The sequence below is a fragment of the Hyphococcus lacteus genome (assembly GCF_041058985.1).
In the GTDB taxonomy this organism is placed as follows: Bacteria; Pseudomonadota; Alphaproteobacteria; order Caulobacterales; family Parvularculaceae; genus Hyphococcus; species Hyphococcus lacteus.
In genome coordinates, this window is the sequence record NZ_JBEHZE010000001.1 from 1,743,373 (window position 1) to 1,763,903 (window position 20,531).

The 20,531-nt window shown below is 51.6% G+C and carries 21 protein-coding genes; 12 read left to right on the forward strand and 9 right to left on the reverse strand.

Annotated features, from left to right (window positions below):
* Positions 1–23: 23 nt before the first annotated feature.
* The gene (gene glnA / locus ABFZ84_RS08335; protein ID WP_369313528.1) at positions 24–1,430 is read right to left on the reverse strand and encodes a type I glutamate--ammonia ligase; all 1,407 of its coding nucleotides are present in this window, start codon (positions 1,428–1,430) and stop codon (positions 24–26) included.
* Between the two features lie 261 nt (positions 1,431–1,691).
* Between glnA and ABFZ84_RS08340 the strand changes: the two genes are divergently transcribed.
* The gene (locus ABFZ84_RS08340; RefSeq protein ID WP_369313529.1) at positions 1,692–2,663 is read left to right on the forward strand and encodes a mitochondrial fission ELM1 family protein; all 972 of its coding nucleotides are present in this window, start codon (positions 1,692–1,694) and stop codon (positions 2,661–2,663) included.
* On the opposite strand, the gene ABFZ84_RS08345 is transcribed toward ABFZ84_RS08340, so the two are convergent.
* A complete protein-coding gene (locus tag ABFZ84_RS08345) occupies positions 2,660–3,199 on the reverse strand; it encodes a gamma carbonic anhydrase family protein (protein WP_369313530.1) in 540 nt (179 codons plus the stop codon). The genes ABFZ84_RS08340 and ABFZ84_RS08345 overlap by 4 nt on opposite strands.
* 2 nt (positions 3,200–3,201) lie before the next feature.
* Positions 3,202–3,843 carry a maleylacetoacetate isomerase gene (gene maiA, locus ABFZ84_RS08350; RefSeq protein ID WP_369313531.1) on the reverse strand — a complete coding sequence of 214 codons (642 nt, stop codon included), beginning with the start codon at positions 3,841–3,843 and terminating at the stop codon, positions 3,202–3,204.
* A 108-nt stretch (positions 3,844–3,951) separates the two neighbouring features.
* Here maiA and hppD point away from each other — a divergent pair, with 108 nt between their 5' ends.
* Genes hppD through ABFZ84_RS08365 form a run of 3 tightly spaced genes read left to right on the forward strand, consistent with a single transcriptional unit; the run spans position 3,952 to position 6,477 of the window.
* Positions 3,952–5,019 carry a 4-hydroxyphenylpyruvate dioxygenase gene (hppD, locus tag ABFZ84_RS08355; RefSeq protein WP_369313532.1) on the forward strand — a complete coding sequence of 356 codons (1,068 nt, stop codon included), beginning with the start codon at positions 3,952–3,954 and terminating at the stop codon, positions 5,017–5,019.
* 11 nt (positions 5,020–5,030) lie between these two features.
* Positions 5,031–5,501 (forward strand): MarR family winged helix-turn-helix transcriptional regulator, encoded by a 471-nt coding sequence (locus tag ABFZ84_RS08360; protein ID WP_369313533.1) that lies wholly within the window; start codon positions 5,031–5,033, stop codon positions 5,499–5,501.
* Between the two features lie 43 nt (positions 5,502–5,544).
* Positions 5,545–6,477, forward strand: coding sequence for an alpha/beta fold hydrolase (locus ABFZ84_RS08365; protein ID WP_369313534.1), 933 nt, complete (start codon positions 5,545–5,547; stop codon positions 6,475–6,477).
* On the opposite strand, the gene ABFZ84_RS08370 is transcribed toward ABFZ84_RS08365, so the two are convergent.
* Both ABFZ84_RS08370 and ABFZ84_RS08375 read right to left on the reverse strand, forming a co-directional pair.
* Complete coding sequence (locus tag ABFZ84_RS08370; RefSeq protein ID WP_369313535.1) at positions 6,474–7,325, reverse strand: glycosyltransferase family 2 protein; 852 nt, start codon at positions 7,323–7,325, stop codon at positions 6,474–6,476. The two genes, ABFZ84_RS08365 and ABFZ84_RS08370, sit on opposite strands and share 4 nt — an antisense overlap.
* Positions 7,325–8,554 carry a glycosyltransferase gene (locus ABFZ84_RS08375; protein WP_369313536.1) on the reverse strand — a complete coding sequence of 410 codons (1,230 nt, stop codon included), beginning with the start codon at positions 8,552–8,554 and terminating at the stop codon, positions 7,325–7,327. Before ABFZ84_RS08375 ends, ABFZ84_RS08370 begins: the two co-directional genes overlap by 1 nt.
* Positions 8,555–8,906: 352 nt before the next feature.
* Between ABFZ84_RS08375 and ABFZ84_RS08380 the strand changes: the two genes are divergently transcribed.
* Positions 8,907–9,086, forward strand: coding sequence for a hypothetical protein (locus ABFZ84_RS08380; protein ID WP_369313537.1), 180 nt, complete (start codon positions 8,907–8,909; stop codon positions 9,084–9,086).
* A gap of 104 nt (positions 9,087–9,190) precedes the next feature.
* Here ABFZ84_RS08380 and ABFZ84_RS08385 read toward each other — a convergent pair whose 3' ends face one another.
* Both ABFZ84_RS08385 and cutA read right to left on the reverse strand, forming a co-directional pair.
* Entirely contained in the window at positions 9,191–10,792 is a 1,602-nt protein-coding gene (locus ABFZ84_RS08385) for an ABC-F family ATP-binding cassette domain-containing protein (protein WP_369313538.1), read from the reverse strand.
* Between the two features lie 104 nt (positions 10,793–10,896).
* Complete coding sequence (gene cutA, locus ABFZ84_RS08390) at positions 10,897–11,223, reverse strand: divalent-cation tolerance protein CutA (protein ID WP_369313539.1); 327 nt, start codon at positions 11,221–11,223, stop codon at positions 10,897–10,899.
* A 132-nt stretch (positions 11,224–11,355) separates the two neighbouring features.
* Between cutA and queC the strand changes: the two genes are divergently transcribed.
* The 3 genes from queC to ABFZ84_RS08405 all read left to right on the forward strand — a co-directional run bounded on the left by queC (position 11,356) and on the right by ABFZ84_RS08405 (position 14,159).
* Positions 11,356–12,072: a 7-cyano-7-deazaguanine synthase QueC gene (gene queC / locus ABFZ84_RS08395; protein ID WP_369313541.1), complete on the forward strand. Its 717-nt coding sequence runs from the start codon at positions 11,356–11,358 to the stop codon at positions 12,070–12,072.
* Positions 12,069–13,271 carry an MFS transporter gene (locus ABFZ84_RS08400; protein ID WP_369313542.1) on the forward strand — a complete coding sequence of 401 codons (1,203 nt, stop codon included), beginning with the start codon at positions 12,069–12,071 and terminating at the stop codon, positions 13,269–13,271. Before queC ends, ABFZ84_RS08400 begins: the two co-directional genes overlap by 4 nt.
* A 93-nt stretch (positions 13,272–13,364) precedes the next feature.
* Positions 13,365–14,159: a class I SAM-dependent methyltransferase gene (locus ABFZ84_RS08405; RefSeq protein WP_369313543.1), complete on the forward strand. Its 795-nt coding sequence runs from the start codon at positions 13,365–13,367 to the stop codon at positions 14,157–14,159.
* Here the strand turns inward: ABFZ84_RS08405 and ABFZ84_RS08410 are convergent.
* On the reverse strand, positions 14,156–16,429 hold the full coding sequence (locus tag ABFZ84_RS08410; protein ID WP_369313544.1) for a CHASE2 domain-containing protein: 2,274 nt from the start codon (positions 16,427–16,429) through the stop codon (positions 14,156–14,158). The genes ABFZ84_RS08405 and ABFZ84_RS08410 overlap by 4 nt on opposite strands.
* A gap of 184 nt (positions 16,430–16,613) precedes the next feature.
* On the opposite strand from ABFZ84_RS08410, the gene ABFZ84_RS08415 reads away from it, so the two are divergent.
* The 4 genes from ABFZ84_RS08415 to ABFZ84_RS08430 are packed head-to-tail and all read left to right on the forward strand — an operon-like array spanning position 16,614 to position 20,100.
* A complete protein-coding gene (locus tag ABFZ84_RS08415; RefSeq protein WP_369313545.1) occupies positions 16,614–17,750 on the forward strand; it encodes an MlaE family ABC transporter permease in 1,137 nt (378 codons plus the stop codon).
* The gene (locus ABFZ84_RS08420; RefSeq protein ID WP_369313546.1) at positions 17,747–18,520 is read left to right on the forward strand and encodes an ABC transporter ATP-binding protein; all 774 of its coding nucleotides are present in this window, start codon (positions 17,747–17,749) and stop codon (positions 18,518–18,520) included. The genes ABFZ84_RS08415 and ABFZ84_RS08420 overlap by 4 nt, the downstream gene beginning before the upstream one ends.
* A gap of 30 nt (positions 18,521–18,550) precedes the next feature.
* Positions 18,551–19,474, forward strand: coding sequence for an MlaD family protein (locus ABFZ84_RS08425; RefSeq protein WP_369313548.1), 924 nt, complete (start codon positions 18,551–18,553; stop codon positions 19,472–19,474).
* Positions 19,474–20,100 (forward strand): ABC-type transport auxiliary lipoprotein family protein, encoded by a 627-nt coding sequence (locus tag ABFZ84_RS08430; RefSeq protein ID WP_369313549.1) that lies wholly within the window; start codon positions 19,474–19,476, stop codon positions 20,098–20,100. The genes ABFZ84_RS08425 and ABFZ84_RS08430 overlap by 1 nt, the downstream gene beginning before the upstream one ends.
* 20 nt (positions 20,101–20,120) lie before the next feature.
* On the opposite strand, the gene ABFZ84_RS08435 is transcribed toward ABFZ84_RS08430, so the two are convergent.
* Positions 20,121–20,525 (reverse strand): response regulator, encoded by a 405-nt coding sequence (locus tag ABFZ84_RS08435; protein WP_369313550.1) that lies wholly within the window; start codon positions 20,523–20,525, stop codon positions 20,121–20,123.
* Between the last annotated feature and the right edge of the window lie 6 nt (positions 20,526–20,531).

The window sequence follows — 20,531 nt, forward strand, 5'->3', positions numbered from 1 at the left end:
TTTTTCTTAAGAGAAGTTTGGTCTTAGCTGGAATAGTACATCGCAAATTCGACAGGATGCGGTGTGGTTTCAAACCGCATTACTTCTTCCATTTTCAAATTGATGTAGCCATCGATTTGATCGTCGTTAAAGACGTTGCCTTTTTTGAGGAATTCGCGGTCGCTATCGAGTGCCGCTAGTGATTCCCGCAATGATGCACATACCGTCGGAATGTCGTTCAACTCTTCCGGTGGAAGGTCATAAAGGTCTTTATCCATAGGATCGCCAGGGTGAATTTTGTTTTCAATACCATCAAGGCCAGCCATCAATAGCGCAGCAAATGTCAAATACGGGTTGCCGCTTGCATCCGGGAAACGAGCTTCAAGGCGCTTGCCTTTTGGTGACGCAACCCACGGAATACGGATCGATGCAGAGCGGTTACGCGCTGAATAGGCCAAGAGCACAGGCGCTTCGTATCCCGGGACGAGGCGCTTGTAGCTATTGGTTGTTGCGTTTGCGAAAGCATTGATCGCACGCGCGTGTTTAATAACACCGCCGATGTAATAGAGGCAGGTATCAGAAAGATCTGCATAGCGATCACCAGCAAAAATAGGCTGTCCGTCTTTCCAGATAGACTGGTGGACGTGCATCCCCGAGCCATTATCGCCATAGATCGGTTTTGGCATAAATGTTGCGGTTTTGCCGTAACCTGCGGCGACCTGATGAACCACATATTTATAAATCTGTAGCCGGTCAGCCATGGTCGTCAGTGTAGAGAATTTCATGCCCAGCTCATGTTGCGATGGCGCAACTTCGTGGTGGTGCTTCTCTGGTTCAACGCCCATTTCGGCCATCAGCGTTAGCATCTCGGAACGCATGTCCTGCTCGCTGTCTACTGGTGGGACCGGGAAGTAACCACCCTTAGGGCCGGGACGGTGCGCGAGGTTGCCGCCTTCGAAATCTGTTGAGCTGTTATATGGGCCTTCGACAGAATCGACAGCGTAACCCATATTGTTCTGTTCAGTTGACCAACGGACGTCGTCAAAGACAAAAAATTCGGCTTCCGGGCCAAAGAACGCTGTGTCGCCCACGCCAGACGACTTTACATAAGCTTCAGCAGCTTTTGCGGTTGTGCGTGGGTCACGGCTATAGGGTTGGCCGGTTGATGGCTCAAGGACGTCACAAACGATTGAAAGCGTGGGTTGTGCGAAAAATGGGTCCATGACAGCCGTTGCTGGATCAGGCATCAGCACCATGTCGGATTCATTAATGGCTTTCCAGCCAGCGATGGACGAGCCATCGAACATTGTTCCATCTGTAAATAAATCTTCATCGACCATGGTTTGGTCAAAAGTAACGTGCTGCCACTTACCTTTTGGGTCCGTGAAGCGGAGATCGACGAATTTAATTTTTTCGTCTTTTATACGCTTGAGAATAGCCTCTGAGCTCATTGGAGTAATGCTCCTTTTTTGTTTTCCGACGACATCCGCAAGCTCTGGAATTTAGCCATATCGCCGCGTGTCGCCTTAGTGTGCGTCGAGATTCGGTCCCCGCGCAACTGAATATTGCGGCGCAACATCTGAATCGCGATAGAAATCGAAAATAGTTTGTTTCTAACACCGTGCTGATCGAAAGTTCCAACGAAACGCATTTTTTTGCTACGATTTTCGACCAATTTCCGGGGTTTTTCCTTCGCTCATGAGGGGCGGAACATGGTAACCGGGATTGAAGAGGGAAAATTTGTGAATTCTGCAGATGCGAAAATTTGGGTGCTAACCGATGGAAAAATTGGCGACGACGTCCAATGCCTAGCCATCGCAAAGTACCTCGATCCCGGCTTTGATCAGCGGATCGTTGCGCCCCGCGCGCCTTGGGCGCATTTCGCGCCATGGGGCCCGGTGGACCCCCAGGAACAGCCGGGGCTGACAACCGGCCCGCTTGCCGGAGAGGCACCGGAATTGGCGATTTTTTCGGGCCGCCGCGCAATTCCGCACGCTAGAGCCCTAAAAAAAGCGAGCGACGGTCAGACACGGATTGTGATTCTAAAAGACCCGCGTTTGGGGCGGAGATATGCAGATGTAATCTGGATACCCCAGCATGACCGGGTCACGGCACCGAATGTGGTTTCAACGCTGACGTCGCCCCATGGCCTGACACCAAAAATTGCCAAGGCTCAAAATAACGCATCCCCCTATGCATCACCGTTTCTGGGCGTCGTACTCGGTGGGCCAAGTGGCGGGGCACGCTACACGGAAAAAGAGGCAGCGGATCTTGGTGCGCGGCTTTCAATAGCAGGGCGCGACTATGCGGCCATCGCGATCACGCCGTCACGCCGGACGCCACAATTATTTCTCAATAGGTTGCAAAGTGCTGTTCGGCATAATCGGGTACATATTTGGGACGGGCAGGGCGATAATCCGTATATTGATATTCTCGCCCACGCTGCTGCATTGGTGGTGGCGGCAGACAGTCACAACATGACCAGCGAAGCATTAGCTACGAATGTTGGCGTCTATGCGTGGTGTCCACGCGGGCTAGCGCCGAAAATGCAGTGGTTTATCAGCGAATTGAAAAAACGTGGCGAGATTGTTCCGTTTGCTGAAAATGCGGATCCATTCACGCGGACGCCAATGGATGGGACGCCGTTAATTGTCACGGAAATTCAACAGCGTATTAATTTCTAGCGCTTTGCTAGGGCCTCCATATGCGCGCGGGCTTCCTCTACATAGTGGCCAGCGCCGAGCGTTGCCATTGTATCTTCGCCTTCGCGCATATCGCGGAACTTTTTGGCGGGCATTCCCGCCCACATTTCGCCGGTAGGCACGATTTTTTTAGGCGAAAGAAATGCGCCGGCGGCGAGCATCCCGCCGGATTGTATAACAGAGCCATCCAGCATGGTTGCGCCCATACCGACGAAGCCACCATCTTCTATTTTTGCTCCGTGCAACATGCATTTGTGGCCGATCAAAACGTTTTCGCCGATGAGAGTCGGCAAGCCGCCCCATTGTGGATCGTCCACATGAATGATCGTGCCGTCTTGAACATTGGACCCTTTGCCCACAACAATCTTGTTGGTGTCGCCGCGCACAACACAACCATACCAAACCGACGCATTCTCATGCACTTCGACATCACCGCAAACGACTGCGCCGGGGGCGATGAATGCGGTTTCGTGGATTTTTGGGGTCTTGTCGCCAATCGCAAAAATTAGTGGTTCCATTTTTAACTCTTCACAGCGTCGGGTTGGTTGTCGGGGTGTGCTTTTATAAAGGCCGGATGTTTTAAGCACCGTTCATTGATTTCATTCAAACGAGGCATTTGCGAAATATCAACTCCAAAGCGCAGTGACGCGAACATCTGTGGTACCAATATGCAGTCCGCGAGGCTAGGCGTGTCACCCACACAAAAATCACCACCAGTTCGATTGATGATTTTTTCTGCGGCTTTCATTGCGCCTCCCGGCCACGTGTTCATCCAGTTAGACATTGCTTGATCATCAAAGCCACTCGTCTCGCGTAGATATTTCTGGATACGGAGGTTTCCGAAAGGTTGCGCCTCGCAGGCAATCGTTTGCGCGATGGCGCGCGCATTGGCGCGGGCGACCGCGTTGCCGGGTAAAAGTGTTGTTTCAGGATATTCTTCGTCGAGATATTCGATGATCGCCATTGATTGCGTGATGAGTGCGCCGTCATTGGTTTCTAGGGTCGGTACGACCGCGAGTGGATTGCGCGCTAAATAGGCATCGCTTTTTTGTTCCCCCTTGAGGAGATTCACGGGCTCATAATCATAGGGAATGTTCTTGAGCGCCAAGGCGATGCGGACGCGATAGCTAGCGCTAGATCGCCAATAACCAAACAATTTCATGGGCCTCTAAACCTCTTGGGTATAATTGCGAAAACAGGCTTGCTGCAAAAAGGTAACATATGTTACTAACTGCACAAATCAATATCCACTTATAGGCGAGGTATTATCATGGCTGATCTTTTCGAAAACCCCATCGGTACGGATGGGTTCGAGTTTGTGGAATATACAAGCAGCAATCCTGATGAGCTTGGGACACTGTTTGAACGCCTTGGTTTTACGGCGATCGGCAAGCATCGTTCAAAAGACGTGATTCATTACCGTCAGGGCGACATCAACTTTCTGTTGAATCGTGAACAAGCCGGCCAGCCGAATGTATTCCGCAACCAACACGGGGCGGGCGCGAATGCGATGGCCTTTCGAGTGAAGGATGCGCAAAAAGCGTTCGATGAAGCGGTAAAGCGCGGCGCAAAACCAATCGAAGCAAAAGCGGGCCCGATGGAGTTAAACATTCCGGGTATCGAAGGCATTGGCGGGTTGAATGTATATCTCGTTGATCGATATGGCGCGAAGTCAATTTATGATGTGGACTTTGCGCCAATCGAGGGGGCCGACCTTGCCAAAAATGATAAAGGACTGACCTATATTGATCACCTTACCCATAATCTACATCGTGGAAATATGGATAAATGGGCGGCCTATTACGAAGATATTTTCAACTTCCGCGAAATTCGTTATTTCGACATTGAAGGTAAGCAAACCGGCCTTATCTCAAAAGCGATGACGGCACCATGCGGGAAAATCCGTATACCGCTTAATGAAAGTCGCGACGATAAATCCCAGATCGAAGAATTTCTTCAGCGCTATAATGGCGAAGGTATTCAGCATATCGCGTTGGGGACTGGTGATATTTATAAAACGGTTGAAGCGCTGCGCGAACGTGATGTGCCGTTTCAGGATACACCCGACACCTATTACGAAAAAATTGATGAGCGCGTCGGCGATCATGGTGAGGATCTCGAACGCCTCAAGAAAAATCGTATCTTGATTGACGGCGCACCGACCCAAGGGCAGGGATTGTTACTGCAAATCTTTACGCAAGATGCTATTGGGCCGATTTTCTACGAGATCATTCAGCGCAAAGGCAATGAAGGTTTCGGTGAAGGGAACTTTAAGGCGCTGTTCGAATCAATCGAAGAAGACCAAATTCGTCGCGGCGTATTAAAAGAAACGGCTTAAAGGTAAGCTAGATGGCAGAACGCAATATCGATGAGCCTGCCAATGGGCGCAAAGAGATCATTCTCGAAGAATTTGCGCCCTATCGTATCGTCGCCCTTGGGCATGCGATTTCTCAGCGCTTGGCCAAGGCCTATGAAGATGAAAACATCACCATTCCCGAATGGCGCGTGCTGGCGGTGATCGCTCAGCATGAACGGGTGGCCGCGCGCGACGTGGTCCGTCGTACGCCTATGGATAAGATGAGCGTTTCGCGCGCAGTCACTAGCTTAGAGCACAAAGGTATCGTTGAGCGCGCACCTGACCCGGATGATCGGCGCGTTTCGGCGATGTCGCTTTCTCCGGTTGGGCGGGCATTGTTCGACCGAATTGCAGCGCTCGCGCTCGATTATGAACGACGTTTGCTTTCGGTGTTATCGCCAGAGGATGCAGAAATTTTCGGCGCGGCGCTTTCCAAGCTCGAAACACAGTTCCAATTGGATTAACGCAGCAATCGTCATAAGGTTCAGTTTTTCTTGAGCTGGACTTATGCGAATTTTTTTATTGTTCATTCTGGTTTCGCTTTGCGGCTGTGTATCTTTTCCCGACGCGCCGCAAGCGGTGCAGACACCAAACATCGAAGGCAATCGGTTTGTTGCGCGCGATGGTGCGCACTTAACGCTCGATATTTGGGAAGCCGAACAGCCCACGGCTATTTTCATCGCGCTGCACGGGATGAACGATTACGCCCATGCTTTTGCCTTGCCCGGACGTTATTGGGCCGATCATGCGGGGATCACCACTTATGCGCTTGATCAGCGCGGCTTTGGCCGCTCACCGCAATTTGGTCATTGGGTCGGGCAGGATACGCTGATTGCTGACTTAACGGGGTTGATAAAAGCAGTTCATTATCGGCATCCAAACACGCCGGTGTTCGTCGTCGGACATTCCATGGGTGCGGCCGTTGTTATGAGCGCGCAATTGAAAAATCCGTTGAACGTTGACGGCTTTATTCTGGCGGCACCCGGCATTTGGGGCGGCTCTGCGTTGCCGATACCGTATCGGTTATCAGCCAATTTCGCGGCGACATTTGCGCCGGGAAAAACGCTTACCGGCGAGAGGGCTGATCGTCAGGCATCGGATAATATAGAGCTTTTGCGGGCGATGTATTATGATCAGCATGTGGTCAAGGAAACCCGCCTTGATGCTATCGTTGGTGTGATCCGGGTCATGGGTACTGCCTATGAGGGAGCGGATGAAATAGACGGTAATATTTTATTTTTGATGGGCGAGAAAGACGAAATCATCCCGCTCAAAGCTATGGAGAAAACTGCGATGCGTCTTTCGGGCGATGTCACTATACGGCGATACCCCGATGGCTGGCACCTGTTGTTTCGTGACCTTCAGGGCGAAACAGTCTGGCGCGATGTCGCCGATTGGGTTTCGCGAATGACCGAAAATAAGTCGTCGCCCGAAGGTTAGACCTCGGCCTGGCTTTGCCATGGCTGCGCACGCAGGTAAGCGCTTAAAACATGCCGTTGGTGAAATCGGGATTTTAAGAAGCGATAAAAATACCAGTCTTTGAGCGCATAAGGCGTTAAGTGATAGAGCGTCACTTCAAACCAATTCCACGACACAGATTTTCGGTTGCTACGCCTGTCAGACGTCTTGCACCATAGGTCGCGATGATAAGCGATATGACCATGCTTAAGCATTCGATGAACGATTTCATGATCCTCTAGGGCAAACGGCCATTGTTCGCGCGAATACCCGCCTGCTTTACGTACTATTGATGTACGGAAGACATGACCATAACCACCTGAGTGACATTGGCACGCCAACAAAATTCCGGCAACTGCGCCCTTAAGACGCTTGGCATGTCCTGCGAGACTATCAGGTGTGTTTTGTATTCCAATGCCAATAGTCCCGACCAAATCGCCGTCTGACAGGGTTAAAAGCCGCATGGCCAGTGCAAAATAATGAGGTGGGTAATATGTATCCGCACCGACAAAAGCTACATAAGAAGAATTGACGGCTCGAAGGCCGGTCTCTAGCGCATTTGTTTTGCCGGGGCGCGGGTCATGCAAAACGCAAATCAAAATGTCTTTGTGCTTGTCTTTAAAGGCGTGGCAAATTTCTAGAGATCTGTCTGTGGAACCATTATTTACAAGAATGATTTCATCGGGTTGATGCTCTTGCGCTAATATGGATTCCAATGTGCGGGCGATATATTTTTCTTCGTTAAAAAATGGAACAACTACCGTTAACTGACGGTTTTGCGGGGTGTTCGATTTTGTATATTGAGGGGGCTGCGTGAATGGTGCGGTCATCAGCTTGCCTTTGCAGATTGAAGGGGAAAGTCGACAATTTTGCGCGACGTACGCTTACGCATGGCTTGGTCGTATATGTCAAAACACAATGTCTCGAACGTAGATTTCCAAGAGAAGTTAGCAATCGCATGCGTTCGAGCGCGGTTTCCGATATCGGATAAGCGATCCATCCAAATCGCCGATATATTTGACGCCATCGCTTCAGCATCACCGCATGGGCCAAGGCGACCAAGGCTAGGGGGTACACGGTCAATCATTGCCCCGGCATGAACGCCAACGACCGGCAACCCCGCCGCTTGGGCCTCAATGACTGAAATGCCAAACGTCTCATTCTCCATTGCGGAAACATAAATATCAGCAGATGCGAGATAGGTAGCGAGCATTTCGCGGTCATCAACAAACCCGGGGAAGTGGACGTTTAAACCTGCGCATTCTCGGATTAGCGTTTGCCGTTCATTGCCATCGCCCAACATCAAAAGATGTGTATTCCATGCAGGCGGCAGTTTACGGAAAGCGTCAACAATCAGGCGTGCTTTTTTCTCGCCATCTATCCGGCCCGCATAAATCAATAACGGAGCATCATCTTGAACGCCGATGCTCTGGCGCAGAGATTCGCTTCGTTGTGCCTTATGAAAAAGGGTTGTGTCTGCGCCAAGAGAAAGGATTCCTGCGTCTTTGATACCAAGATGCGCGAAATGTTCGGCTGCCATTTGGGTCAGAGTGTAGAACCCATCAAAGCGCTTATATAGGTTGACGGCATAACGATAGGCGAGCGATTTAACCTGTCTCGCCGTAAACCTGCCGGCGCGGGGCACCAGATACTTTTCGACATAAACAGTTGGAAAATCCGTGTGGTAACCAGCAACGACCGCGGTTGTTGGGTGGCGCTTTCGGTAGAAAAGTGCCGTCCAGGGAAGGTTATATGCATCTTGGCATTCTATCAAATCGGGGCGAACGAGGTCTAACGCACGAAGTACGGCTTGTGATCGAACCAACAATCGGTAGTTCGGGCTGCCTATAACGTGTGGTGATTTGATTTCGATTGTGGTGGTGCGTCCGTCACGATGTATGCGGTCTTCGGCACCGGGTACGATCAAGCAATGATTGGCATCAGTGCGGTCCAAAAGAAAACGCCGTTTCTCGGAGAGGAAAGTCCGTACGCCACCCCCTTTTGCAGCGTAGGATTGTGTGATGTCGCAAAAAGTAAGTGCGTTCGAACTATTCTGCACAACTGAAACGTCCCAACAGTTACAAACCCACAAACGAATGCAAATGGCTAGGCGTTGATTTTTGGGTGATTGTCGCAGTCTTTATCAAGGAAAATATTTATGACAAACGCGCACATATTGCGGAAAAATTGAAAACACAGCGTGCACAAACCAATTTTAATATGTCACATGACTGTCTTATATAGGGCTAGGAATTTGTATGGATTGCGCTTTTTGAATGGTGATTTGGGTTAGCCAAATTTAAGAAGAGCGTATGCGGAAGGGCGCATACTTTTTTGTCTAACTTTCATCACTTTGTCACATGAATCCGGCATCAAAAAGCTACCGCAAAATTCGGATTGATGGGGTAGGGATGATCAAGCGCAGTTTCGAACGTTTAGGCGATGCACTCGGTATGGTTATCGTTTTGATTGCTTTGCTTGTAGCAACAAAAAGCCTTTTTCGCGCCAATGATCAAAAGCTTGATCGTAAAGCGTTGGACAAAAAAACTGCGAGGCAGATCAGCCCGGTGAACGTACCGTTATCCGCATGAACGCAAAAGCTCGGAAAATAAGGCCGAACCAAGTTCAGCGCCGCCGCAGGCTACGCCGGAAATTAGGCGTCGCCATCATCAAAGCAAAATCATTGAAATAATGCTTAGGCGGCCTTTGACGAGGAGCCACGATCGGCCTGTGCAACCAGTGCGCGATAGTCGTCCATGTCGCCATTATACGGTTCGGCTTTTCCATTTTTGACGAGCCACAACTGATCCGCTGTCGCTTCTGCAAGGAAAACGTCGTGCGTAATCAAAAGCACTGCGCCTTGAAATTCATTGAGGGCATAGATCAGGGCTTCGCGGCTATCAATATCAAGGTGTGATGTCGGCTCATCAAGGATGAGGACATGGGGTTTATCCATGGACATCAAACCCAGAAGTAACCGGACCTTCTCCCCGCCAGAAAGGTTTTCGACTTTGGTGTCGACCTTTTCGTGGGAGAAACCCATTTGCGCTGCAGTCCCGCGCTGTTTGCCGACGCTTGTATCTTTGGGCAAGGCGCGGCGAACATGATCGAGCACCGTGTCACCCAAAGTCAATTCATCTAGCTGGTCTTGGGAGAAATACCCAATTCGAATCGATCTTGGTGCGGTGCATTCACCAGCCATGAGCGGTAAACGCTGTGCGATGGATTTCACCAAGGTGGTTTTACCCTGACCATTTGCGCCCACAATTGCGATCCGATCATCGGGATCTAGTCGCAGGTCGACACCGCGTAGAATAACCGCGTCATCGCCATAGCCAAGTTCAGCTTCTTTGAGCTGCAACATCGGTGGCGACAGTTCGTCCTTTGGCGCTGGAAAATGGAAAGGGACAGTTCTTTCGGCGAGCGGGATCGTGATGTCCTGCATTTTTTCGAGTTTTTTGACACGCGACTGAGCCTGACGGGCTTTTGATGCTTTTGCGCGAAAACGATCAACAAAGGCTTGTAGGTGCGCTTTGTCCGCTTCCTGTTTGGTGCGTTGGCTTTCAAGTTGTGCAAGCTTCGCAGCACGAAGTTTCATCCATGCATCATAGCCGCCAACGCAAAGGGTCAGTTGTCGGTGTTCCAGCGCCAGCGTGTGGGTGACACAGCGATTGAGCAATTCCCGGTCGTGCGACACCAGCAGTACCGTGTGGGGGTAGCGACGAAGATACCCCTCCAGCCATGTGGCACCTTCGAGGTCGAGATAATTGGTTGGCTCATCCAGCAACAACAGATCGGGTTGAGAAAATAACACACCGGCAAGGGCGGCACGCATACGCCATCCACCGGAGAATTCTTTTGTCGCGCGGCTTAAATCGTCATTGGTGAAACCAAGCCCCATTAATACTTCAGCGGCGCGAGCCTCGGCTGACCAAGCATCAATATCCACGAGCCGGGTGTGAATTTCCGCGATACGCATAGGGTCTTCGGCGGTGTCCGCCTCAGCCATTAGCGCGTGACGCTCGGTGTCAGCGGCGAGCACGACCTCGATTATCGTCTCATCTGTGGCCGCGACTTCCTGCGCCACCCAGCCAAGCCGGGCTTTCTGGTTGAGACGGATCGACGACTCGCCAGTGGGGTTGGCGACATCTTCGCGGATAAGGCGAAGCAGGGTGGATTTACCGGTGCCGTTCCGGCCAACAAGTCCGACTTTCCAGCCAGCGGAAATCTGGACAGATGCGCCCTCAAACAAAGGGCGAGAGTCTACGCGGTAATCGAGATTAGTAATGTTCAACATGGGCGCTGTGTAGACAATGCCCGCACGATAGCAAGAGCAGACCCAAAGACTGTGCGGATTACGTGCGACTAGTGCGTAAATATGACAGGCCAAGCCGCTAGAAATCAGGGCTGCACATTATCGTTAATCCAGTCGAGAAAACCTGCATTCGAGCCATGCTTTTCAATGGGTAGAGCAACCACGCAAGGGACCTCATGGGGATGTAGCGCGACGATCCGGTCGCGAGCCGCGGTAGCAGCATCGGCTGTTGTCTTGAAAATTATCGGCGTTTCCGCTGCGATTTCGACGTTTCCCTCCCACTGATAAACAGAGCGCATTTCCGCCAGAATATTGGCGCAGGCCACCAGTTTTTCCTGGACCAACGCCCGCGCCATCCGAGCTGCTATTTCGCCATTGGGGGCCGTGACATAAAGAAAGGTGATATCACTCATGCGCATTCCTTTGAAACTTGGTCAAAGTCTAGTGCCCGAAAAGCGCTGAAATCAATGACCGGAGCCTGTTTGGTTGCGCAATGGGTGCGATAAGATTAAGCCAGCGCCAGCTTGACGTTAGACGGAGTGAACATGCGAAAACTCGCGACAGATCGGGCCTTGGTGTTGTTCTCCGGGGGGCAGGACTCCTCAATTATACTACCTTGGGCGCTTTCTCGCTTCGCGCATGTTGAAACCATTGGCTTCGATTATGGCCAGCGACACGCGGTTGAACTGGGTGCACGCCAGGCGGTGAAGCGCGCCATTTGCGATGCTTTTCCGGATTGGGCAGCAAAGTTAGGCGATGATACGTTGGTCGATGCGGCGGGGCTTCGTGATCTCGGCGAGACGGCCATGACCCATGAAACCGAAATTGTACTCTCGGATGATGGTCTTCCATCGACATTTGTTCCTGGCCGAAACTTGGTATTTCTGTCTTTGGCTGGCGGGCTCGCCTATCGCCGCAATCTTGGAGTTCTTGTGGCTGGCATGTGCGAGACGGATTTTTCTGGCTATCCCGATTGCCGTCAAGACGCATTGAACGCCCAGCTAGACGCATTGCGCCTTGGGATGGATGCGAATTTTTCGTTGGAAACACCGTTGATGCGTATCGACAAAGCCGAAAGCTGGCGATTGGCCGAGCGATTGGGTGGAACAAAGTTAGTGGAGATTGTGAATGAACATTCCCACACTTGTTATGTCGGTATTCGGGGTGCCCGCCACGCGTGGGGTTATGGCTGTGGCGAATGTCCGGCTTGTGAGTTACGTGCTCGCGGCTGGGCCGAATATATTGCGTCGGGACAGTCGTGAATAACGATTTGAGCACTGAGCAAACTCCGAGTAAAAGCCGATTTGTCTCTGTGATATATGCAGGATTCTATGGCGGCCAATTTGTTTTACTGGGTATTCAACTGCCGTTTTTCGCAGGCTGGTTATTTCAAAAAGGTTTTTCGACCGCTGAAATTGGCCTGATTACTGGGGCGTCATTGATCGCGCGTCTTTTGTTGGGGCCGTTCGTGGCTTTTTGGGCAGACCACCAACATGACGAACGTCGTTCCCTGCGAATTATGTCATTTTTGTTTGCCCTTGGCGGTGTCGGGTTAATTCTTGCACCGACGAAAATACTCATTGGCGCAGCGGCGGCTTTGATCATCTGGACGTTTGGCATGTTGGTGCCGTTGACGGACACGGCGGTATTACGCGCTGATCGAAACGGCTGGGTTAATTACGGTCAGGTTCGCGCTGCGGGTTCCGCGTATTTTTTGGTGACGACGATTTTGGGCGGCGCATTACTTGGCCAGGTTGGTGTTTCTGCGGCGGCACCGGTGATGGCGATTGCGGCCGTTGCGGCATTCGGGATATCGCTACTCTTGCCCAAAGGTGTCGGTGGACGTGGTGGCGCAAAACCAGTGTCTTGGCGCGAGGCACCGAAGCTGTTGTCCAGTCCTGTTTTTCTTACGGTGTTGATCGCCGCGGGGCTAACCCAAGGGGCTCATGCAGTTTATTACGCGTTTTCTTTCCTTCGCTGGGAAGTGCTGGGTTATTCTACTTTGACAATCGGCTTGCTGTGGGCCACGGGTGTGATCGCGGAAATTGTTTTGCTGACACGGGCACGTGGCATAGCGCGTAGAATGGGGCCGGCAACGTTGCTGATCATCGGCGCAGCAGCGGCGACTGTCCGGTGGTTTTTTGTGGCGCTTGAGCCGCCGCTTCCGGTTTTATTCCTTCTACAGACGTTGCATGCGCTTACCTTTGCTGCGACTTACCTCGGGACGATCGAATTTCTTGACCGTGCTTCGCCATTGCGCCTCGTAAATACAGGGATGACCTTGATGTCGACCACTGGCATCGGGGCTTTCACCGGCCTTGCGACGGTCATCGCCGGTTATGTATGGCAGGCTGGCGGCGCAGGACCAGCTTATTTGATGATGTCATCAATGGGTGCTATCGCCGTGATTTGCGCATTTATGGTCGCGCGTATTTGGGATGGCGGGAAACTATTTGAGTGATGCCAGGTTATTACTCTCTACAATTTAATATCAATCTAGTTTGAGTTTTTATCTTGCTGTGCGAAAAATAATGCAGGGTGAGCAGGAAGTTTTATGCCGGTAGCAATTCGAGAAAATTTAGAGCAACGACTTCGTCGGTTTGTTCGTCGCTATAGATATCGCGGTGATGTACATTGTGCACTTTGCGGAGCGCATTTTGATGAATTCGTTGATACTGGTTTTCAGTCCCCACTAACAATTAGCCGAAATATTATTGGCATGGGACCAGCGAAAGATATGTGTCCCGTTTGTTCTGGCCGTGCGCGCACGCGGTTAATTCTGTTGTATCTTCAAGAACAAATTTTGTCACAACGTGGCGACGCGGAAATCCTACATTTTGCGCCTGAATATCCGCTTCAGAGTTGGATCAAATTATACCCACGTGTGAGCCTCACCATGTGTGACCTCATGCCTGAAGTTTATGATTTGATCGACGGCGTAGAGCAGACGGATATTACCGCATTGAAATATGCGGATCAGTCATTCGATCTTGTTATTTGCTCACATGTTCTAGAGCACGTGCCCGATGACCGCTTGGCAATGCGCGAGGTTATGCGTGTTTTGAAACCGGGCGGTAAAGCAATTTTACTCGCACCATTTGCCATTGATGGGATGGGTACGGATGAAGACCCTTCGATCACAGACGCAAAAGAGCGCGAACGTCGGTTCGGGCAATCTGACCATATTCGGATTTACGAACGCGATGAATTTGTAAGGCGTGTCGAGGAAACCGGTTTTTCGGTTAGGCTTTTTGACCCATACAAAGAATACCCTGCGCTCGCAAAAGAAATGGCCCTTAATCCACTAGAATTGCTGCCCATCGCAGAGCGCCCGAAAGCGTTGTCTTAACCGCCGATGGGATGGGCACCGTCCCATCCTTCAGGTGTTCCGGCGTCCGAGAATTTCTTGATCCGTTCTTCGTAAATATCGAACAGCGCAATTTTCGCACCTGGCGAGCTCTTGGCTTTCGCCAGCATTTCGCCAGCTTTGGTCATGTCGCCGGCGCGGTAAGAGGCAAGCAACTGGCGGTGAGCATCGTCAAGGGCACGGAAGGCTTTGCTCGACTTGATGAACGGATTGCCGATGAGCGCATAGACGGAGATCGGTCGTTTTTCGCCGCGAATTTTTAACCGGTCTAGTTCGAGGTAAGCGAAGTGGTGGTGAGATTCTTTGAAGACCTGCTCATCACAGATCATCGCAGGACCATAATATTCTGACTGACCACGAAGAAGCGCCGCACGATCAACCGCTGGCCCAATCGCTGAATAGCGATTGTTGCGGCCATGCCCCATCGGGCCGACGAAGCATTCACCAGTCGCAATGCCAATGGCCAAATGGATTTGTAAGCCCCGTGTATGGCTAGAGCCGTCAAGGTCAGCATTGACCTTGTCCATGCTTTCGATCAACCGAAGCGCAGCGGCGCAACCAGCTTGAACATGGTCGGCTTTTTCAAGCGGCGCGTTGAAATAGGCAAAGATACGCCCACCCTCGGCCTGATCGGCGACGCCGCCAGCAGTGATGATTGTTTGGCGTAAATCGAGGCTGGCCGCGGCGAGCAGTTTGGTGATTTCGTCCGGCAGGTTTTCCATCGTACGCAGATCTTCGTCCACAAGACGCAATTCACAAGCAAGGACTGTGATTTCTCTGTGAAGGCCGTTCAATACGCCGCTGGCTGGTGTTTCGCGCAATTTTTTCATGGCGTCTTCAGGCAGCGTGTCGTGGAAGGAGCCGCGCAAATTGTCATCGCGCAGCACGCCGCCGATAGATTTTCCGCCTGCAATCGACAGCGCACCAAGGAAAAGCGCGGCCGCAGAGGGGAGTGGGTTGAGCAACAGCCCTGCTGTCGAAAACGCAATGTAAGCGCCTAACAACAGGAACAAGCTGAGCAATGCGGCGACGCCCGCCGCCTGCCAGAACTGAAATCGCTGCGCAGTCATGATGGCCGCTGCACCAAAAATCATTACGGCAAGGGCTTCGATATAGCCCGTCCAGCCGGGGCGAGTGGGGGCGTTGCCTGATGTGATTTGTGCCGCTGTTAGGGCATGAATGGCCGCAGGCGAAAGATCACCACGCGCAGTGGGAATTGCCGGGCCAAGTTCCGTATCAAGACCAATAAGAACAACGGCACCGGATAGTTGATTATTGGATGATGCAACCCGGGCGTTCGCGCCCAAGCCTGATATCAGGCGTGATGCTGAGGTCGAGGGAATGGTCACGCGCTTAGGCAGGTAAAGTCTAACGGCTGTGGCCTCAGAAACCGGAAGGTCGATGTCGCCAATTTGAATGCCATCGATAATTCGACCTTGGGCGTTCGCTGCCGATGGATTGATCGTCACAGTGATATTATTGGCATCGAGAGCAAAGCGTGCGGCCTCCAGCGCAACTGATGGCGTTGGTGTTCCGTTCAATGTCCATAACAATGGCGCGCGGCGTAAAATTCCGTCACCATCTGCTGCAAGCGCCGAGACCGATGGCTGGGCAGCGGCCGCCAGCGTCGGGTTGATGGAATAGAAATACCGGGCAGAGGGCAGGGCAACATAATCTCCGCCGCTGCCATTAAACGATAACCAATCGGCGGATCGAATGTCGGCGCGGCCAAATGATGTGGCCCGGTTCGGATCAAGCGGCGGGGTCTGCGACACGCCGACTGCGCCTTTGATTGTGCTAAAGGCTTTGGCAAGACGCTCATCAGTGTGTGGCAATAGCGATAATTGTTGCGCTAAGGCTTCGTCGCGAGCACCAGAAAGCCAGAATTCACCTATTGTCTCAGGCGATAGCGGATCAGGAGCGTCTACGGACTCGGTCAATATGACCCCTTTTGCGCCAGCACTGCCCGCTGCTTCGACCAAATTTGCCAAAACGGTACGCGGCCATGGCCATGGGCCGACGGCCTCTATGCTCTCACGGTCGATGAGGACGAGGTGGAAATTATCCACAGTCGTACCGTCGGACGGGTTAAGTCGTTGAAAATAATCGAAAAGTCTCTCTCGCCAATGATGGTCAGGCGATTGTGCGCCGGCCAATGTGCCTATTGCAATGACAGCCAAAGCGCCCGTTACCAACAACAGTGGTAGCGCGGTTAACCATTGAAACGACTTCGAAAACATACGTTTAGACAAGAAAGGCCCCTTTAAGTGACAGACTTGACGCTCAACTTAGCCATATAAAGGCTTGATCGAGCAAAACTTCCTCGGTTTTCGCCTTTGGTCATGCTTCATTCAGGATGAATTTATTATCCTGCGTTAAAGCATAACACTGCAAGGGGTAGGCCGGAGTGGTTATTCCCTTCGGAAAGATTGGATAATGACGGATTCGGCGGCAGATTTCGACATTGATATGACACGGGGTGTGTTGAAACTCATCCCCCGTGGTGATTGGCGTGGAAAATTTCTCGGGTCTTTAGACGAAAAACTACGCGATTTTGGTGACGATTCTATTGGGCGCGACCTAATCATTGATATGAGCGCGGTGGATCGGCTTGATACTGTTGGTGCGATGATGCTTCAGCGGACATTTCTTGCCTGCCAAGAGCGCACAGACGAATCAAAAATTATCAATGCCAATGGCGCACAGCAGGCATTGCTGCAACAGATCCAAGAACATCTCGCGCCGTGCCACGTTGAACCGTTTCACCCGAATGCATTTAAAGCAATGCTTTATCGCCTCGGTCTTGGCGTTGTTGAAGCGATCCAGGCTGGCCAGGCGATCCTCAGTTTTGTCGGTTACATTTTAGCAAGCGCTTGGCGAGTTCTTATGAATCCGTCACGGATGCGCTGGACCTCGACTGTTCATCACATGGAAGAAGCGGGACTGAACGCAATTCCTATTGTTGGGTTGATGTCATTTTTGATCGGTGCGGTGGTCGCGTTTATGGGTGCGAAAATTTTGCGCCTGTTCAATGCCGATATTTTCACGGTCGAGCTTGTTGGTATTGCGGTGTTGCGTGAATTTGGTGTGTTGCTGACCGCGATCTTGATTGCAGGACGGTCGGGCAGTGCATTTACAGCGCAAATTGGGTCAATGAAGATCCGCGAAGAAATTGATGCGATGCGGGTTTTAGGCCTTGATCCAATCGAAGTTTTGGTTCTGCCGCGGGTGATTGCGCTTATCATCATGGTGCCAGCAATAGCGTTTCTTGCTGCCATTTTGGGGCTTATCGGTGGCGGGCTCGTTGCCGCAATGGCGATGGATATCTCGCCCGCATTGTTCATTTCTCGCTTTCAGGAAACGATCGTCATCAATCACTTTTGGGCCGGTCTAATTAAAGCACCGTTCTTTGCGTTCGTGATTGCGGTTGTCGGTTGTTATCAGGGCATGGAAGTCGAAGGCAGCGCAGAGTCACTTGGTAAGCACACGACGCTTTCTGTGGTGCAAGCGCTGTTTCTTGTCATTCTCATCGATGCGTTCTTTGCGATGTTTTATCTGGAGATCGATTTTTGACCACAGAGCAAGAAAAATATGTGATCGAGGTCGAAGGGCTGAAGACGCAATTTGGTGATTTTGTTGTCCATGAAAATCTGGACCTTAAAGTTCGCCAGAGCGAAATCATCGGGGTCGTCGGCGGTTCTGGTACGGGTAAGTCTGTGCTTATGCGCGCGATCATCGGCCTGAAAAAACCGAGCGCAGGTTCTGTCCACATCTTCGGTGAAGACTATTATCAAGCCGATGAACAAACCCGCGTAGGTATCGAACAACGCTGGGGCGTGTTGTTTCAGGGCGGCGCACTGTTTTCGTCAATGACGGTTGCTCAAAACGTCATGGCCCCAATCCGTGAACATATGGATATGGGTACATTATTGGCCCAAGATATTGCGGCGCTTAAAATTTCCATGTCGGGCTTACCCGAAGAGGCAGGGGCGAAATACCCATCTGAGCTATCGGGCGGCATGAAAAAACGCGCAGGATTGGCGCGCGCACTGGCTTTGGATCCGGAAATTGTCTTTCTGGACGAGCCGACAGCCGGGCTGGACCCCATTGGGGCCGCCAAATTTGACGAGTTGATCGTCAATCTCAAGGAATCCTTAGGGTTAACCGTGTTTATGGTAACCCATGATCTTGATACGCTACATTCGACCTGTGACCGGGTGGCGGTGCTCGCTGAAAAGCGGGTCATTGCGTGTGGTCCGCTGGATGAAGTCCGACGGAACGACCACCCCTGGATTCAGGAGTATTTTTCCGGCCCAAGGGGAAGGGCCGCGCTCGCTTCGTAAGCGAGCTTTCGGGGATGTGAGTAACAGCTAATGGAAACCCGCGCGAGTTATGTACTGATCGGTGCCTTCGTGATGATCGTCATGGGGGCTGCCTTTTTATATATTCTTTGGCTCGGTCAAGCGCAGCGGGAATATGATGAATACGACATTATTTTCACGGAACGCGTCTCCGGTTTGTCGGTTGGTGCCGCTGTGCGTTTTAACGGAATTCAAAAAGGCGAGGTGGATACCTTGTCGATTGACCCGCAAGATCCGTCGATTGTTATTGCGCGGGTTCGCGTTGATAAAGATACGCCCGTAAAAATCGACACTAAAGCCGAACTGGAGCTGGTGGGTTTTACCGGGCTTGCTATCATTCAATTCGTTGGCGGTAGCGCGAATAAACCGTTGCTGAAAGAACAAACTGAAGACCGGGTTCCTTCGATCAAAGCTGATGCGTCGGGCTTTGCGGCCTTTCTTGAGGGGTCGGGTGATGTCTTGGCACAGGCAAATCGTCTGCTGTCAGATGAAAATATCGAAGGCATTGCGTCCATCATTACGAATATCGAAGTGTTGACCAGCGCGTTTGCAGATAACAGCGATGAGATCGGGACAACGCTTGAAAATATTGATGCGATCACCACTGACCTCGCGAAAGTGACGGCCAAGCTTGATGCCGCCGCGACGGGCCTTCAAACTTTCATGGAAGAAGATGCGCCCGCGACGATGGACGAGGTCGATGCGTTGCTCGGGCAATCGCGTGCGCTTATCGAAGATTTGCGCGGCATTGCCGATGAGAACCGTTCGTCGATTAAAGTGTTTGCCGATCAGGGCTTGGGACAGGTTGCGCCAGCGCTTGGCGAAGCGCGTCGATTGTTCAGGACCTTGGATGCTATGTTGCGCGAGATTGATCGCGATCCGAACGCATATTTCTTTGGCGAGCGCGCCCCCGAATATGCAGGAAGTGACGAGTGATGAAAATGTTTCCGCGATTACTCGGTGGCCTTGCCGCTTTGTCGTTAATGGGATGCGTCTCCGTATTGCCAGAGGCTGCGCCCGCGAAACCCCGCTTTCATATTACGCCCGCTAGCGTCAGCGACATAAGTGGTGACGCGCTCGCATGGTCGTTGGTCATTGATGATCCGCGTGCCACGCGCGTTTATGACACGGTCAGAATTGCGGTGACACCAGCACCCGGGCGGACCGAATATCTTGGCGGTGCAGAATGGGCAGACCGTGCGCCGCGTCTTTTCCAAACAGCGCTGGTGCAAACATTCGAAGATGCAGGCCGTGTTCTTGCGGTGGGTGATCGCAATGCCATCCCGATTGCAGACCTTGTACTCCAGACAGATATTCGCCGGATGGATGTGTCCGTCGGCAATGGTGATGAACAAGCGGTTGTTTCGATCTATGTGCGACTAACGAATGGTAAGGGCACCGTTTACGCCGCGAACCGTTTTGATGCACAAGCGCGCACCAGTTCGTTAAAGCCAACAGATGTCTATAGCGCGTTCAACTCAGTATTCAGCGATGTCCTCGCCGATATTGTTCGCTGGAGCTATGAAGAGGGCAACAAGGCACGGGCAACAGCGAGCCGTTAAAGCGCACCCGTGCATGGCTGTTATTGGATCGCGGTTTTTAGCCAAAAGTTCAAAATATTGCTGACCATTTTTGTGCTCATATCAAAACCTATTGGTTTAACGACATAAGCATTGGCGTAATTTTGGTAGCAATAATGAACATCTTCGTCGCTCTCTGACGTAGACATCATCACGACGGGAATAGATTTAAGTCGCTCGTCTGATTTTATTTTGTTAAGCGCTGTGCGGCCATCCATGCGTGGCATGCGAATATCCATCAAAATTAAATCTGGACGGTCGCGGGAAAGTTGCCGCAATGCATCTTCACCTTCTGTGGCGCGCATGGTTTTTATGTCTGACGAATAAAGTTCAATCGCTTTTTCCAGCGCGATTGCATCAATATCATCATCTTCTACAAGCATGACAGTATTTGATTGAGTATTCATGGGCGA

What these genes read in the sequence shown, in the direction of transcription:
- glnA (WP_369313528.1), bottom strand. Translation starts at nt 1,430, where the DNA reads ATGAGCTCAGAGGCTATTCTCAAGCGTATAAAAGACGAAAAAATTAAA.
- queC (WP_369313541.1), top strand. Translation starts at nt 11,356, where the DNA reads ATGCGAAAACTCGCGACAGATCGGGCCTTGGTGTTGTTCTCCGGGGGG.
- ABFZ84_RS08425 (WP_369313548.1), top strand. Translation starts at nt 18,551, where the DNA reads ATGGAAACCCGCGCGAGTTATGTACTGATCGGTGCCTTCGTGATGATC.
- cutA (WP_369313539.1), bottom strand. Translation starts at nt 11,223, where the DNA reads ATGAGTGATATCACCTTTCTTTATGTCACGGCCCCCAATGGCGAAATA.
- ABFZ84_RS08385 (WP_369313538.1), bottom strand. Translation starts at nt 10,792, where the DNA reads ATGTTGAACATTACTAATCTCGATTACCGCGTAGACTCTCGCCCTTTG.
- ABFZ84_RS08430 (WP_369313549.1), top strand. Translation starts at nt 19,474, where the DNA reads ATGAAAATGTTTCCGCGATTACTCGGTGGCCTTGCCGCTTTGTCGTTA.
- ABFZ84_RS08340 (WP_369313529.1), top strand. Translation starts at nt 1,692, where the DNA reads ATGGTAACCGGGATTGAAGAGGGAAAATTTGTGAATTCTGCAGATGCG.
- ABFZ84_RS08405 (WP_369313543.1), top strand. Translation starts at nt 13,365, where the DNA reads ATGCCGGTAGCAATTCGAGAAAATTTAGAGCAACGACTTCGTCGGTTT.
- ABFZ84_RS08370 (WP_369313535.1), bottom strand. Translation starts at nt 7,325, where the DNA reads ATGACCGCACCATTCACGCAGCCCCCTCAATATACAAAATCGAACACC.
- ABFZ84_RS08360 (WP_369313533.1), top strand. Translation starts at nt 5,031, where the DNA reads ATGGCAGAACGCAATATCGATGAGCCTGCCAATGGGCGCAAAGAGATC.
- ABFZ84_RS08365 (WP_369313534.1), top strand. Translation starts at nt 5,545, where the DNA reads ATGCGAATTTTTTTATTGTTCATTCTGGTTTCGCTTTGCGGCTGTGTA.
- ABFZ84_RS08435 (WP_369313550.1), bottom strand. Translation starts at nt 20,525, where the DNA reads ATGAATACTCAATCAAATACTGTCATGCTTGTAGAAGATGATGATATT.
- ABFZ84_RS08380 (WP_369313537.1), top strand. Translation starts at nt 8,907, where the DNA reads ATGATCAAGCGCAGTTTCGAACGTTTAGGCGATGCACTCGGTATGGTT.
- hppD (WP_369313532.1), top strand. Translation starts at nt 3,952, where the DNA reads ATGGCTGATCTTTTCGAAAACCCCATCGGTACGGATGGGTTCGAGTTT.
- ABFZ84_RS08345 (WP_369313530.1), bottom strand. Translation starts at nt 3,199, where the DNA reads ATGGAACCACTAATTTTTGCGATTGGCGACAAGACCCCAAAAATCCAC.
- maiA (WP_369313531.1), bottom strand. Translation starts at nt 3,843, where the DNA reads ATGAAATTGTTTGGTTATTGGCGATCTAGCGCTAGCTATCGCGTCCGC.
- ABFZ84_RS08415 (WP_369313545.1), top strand. Translation starts at nt 16,614, where the DNA reads ATGACGGATTCGGCGGCAGATTTCGACATTGATATGACACGGGGTGTG.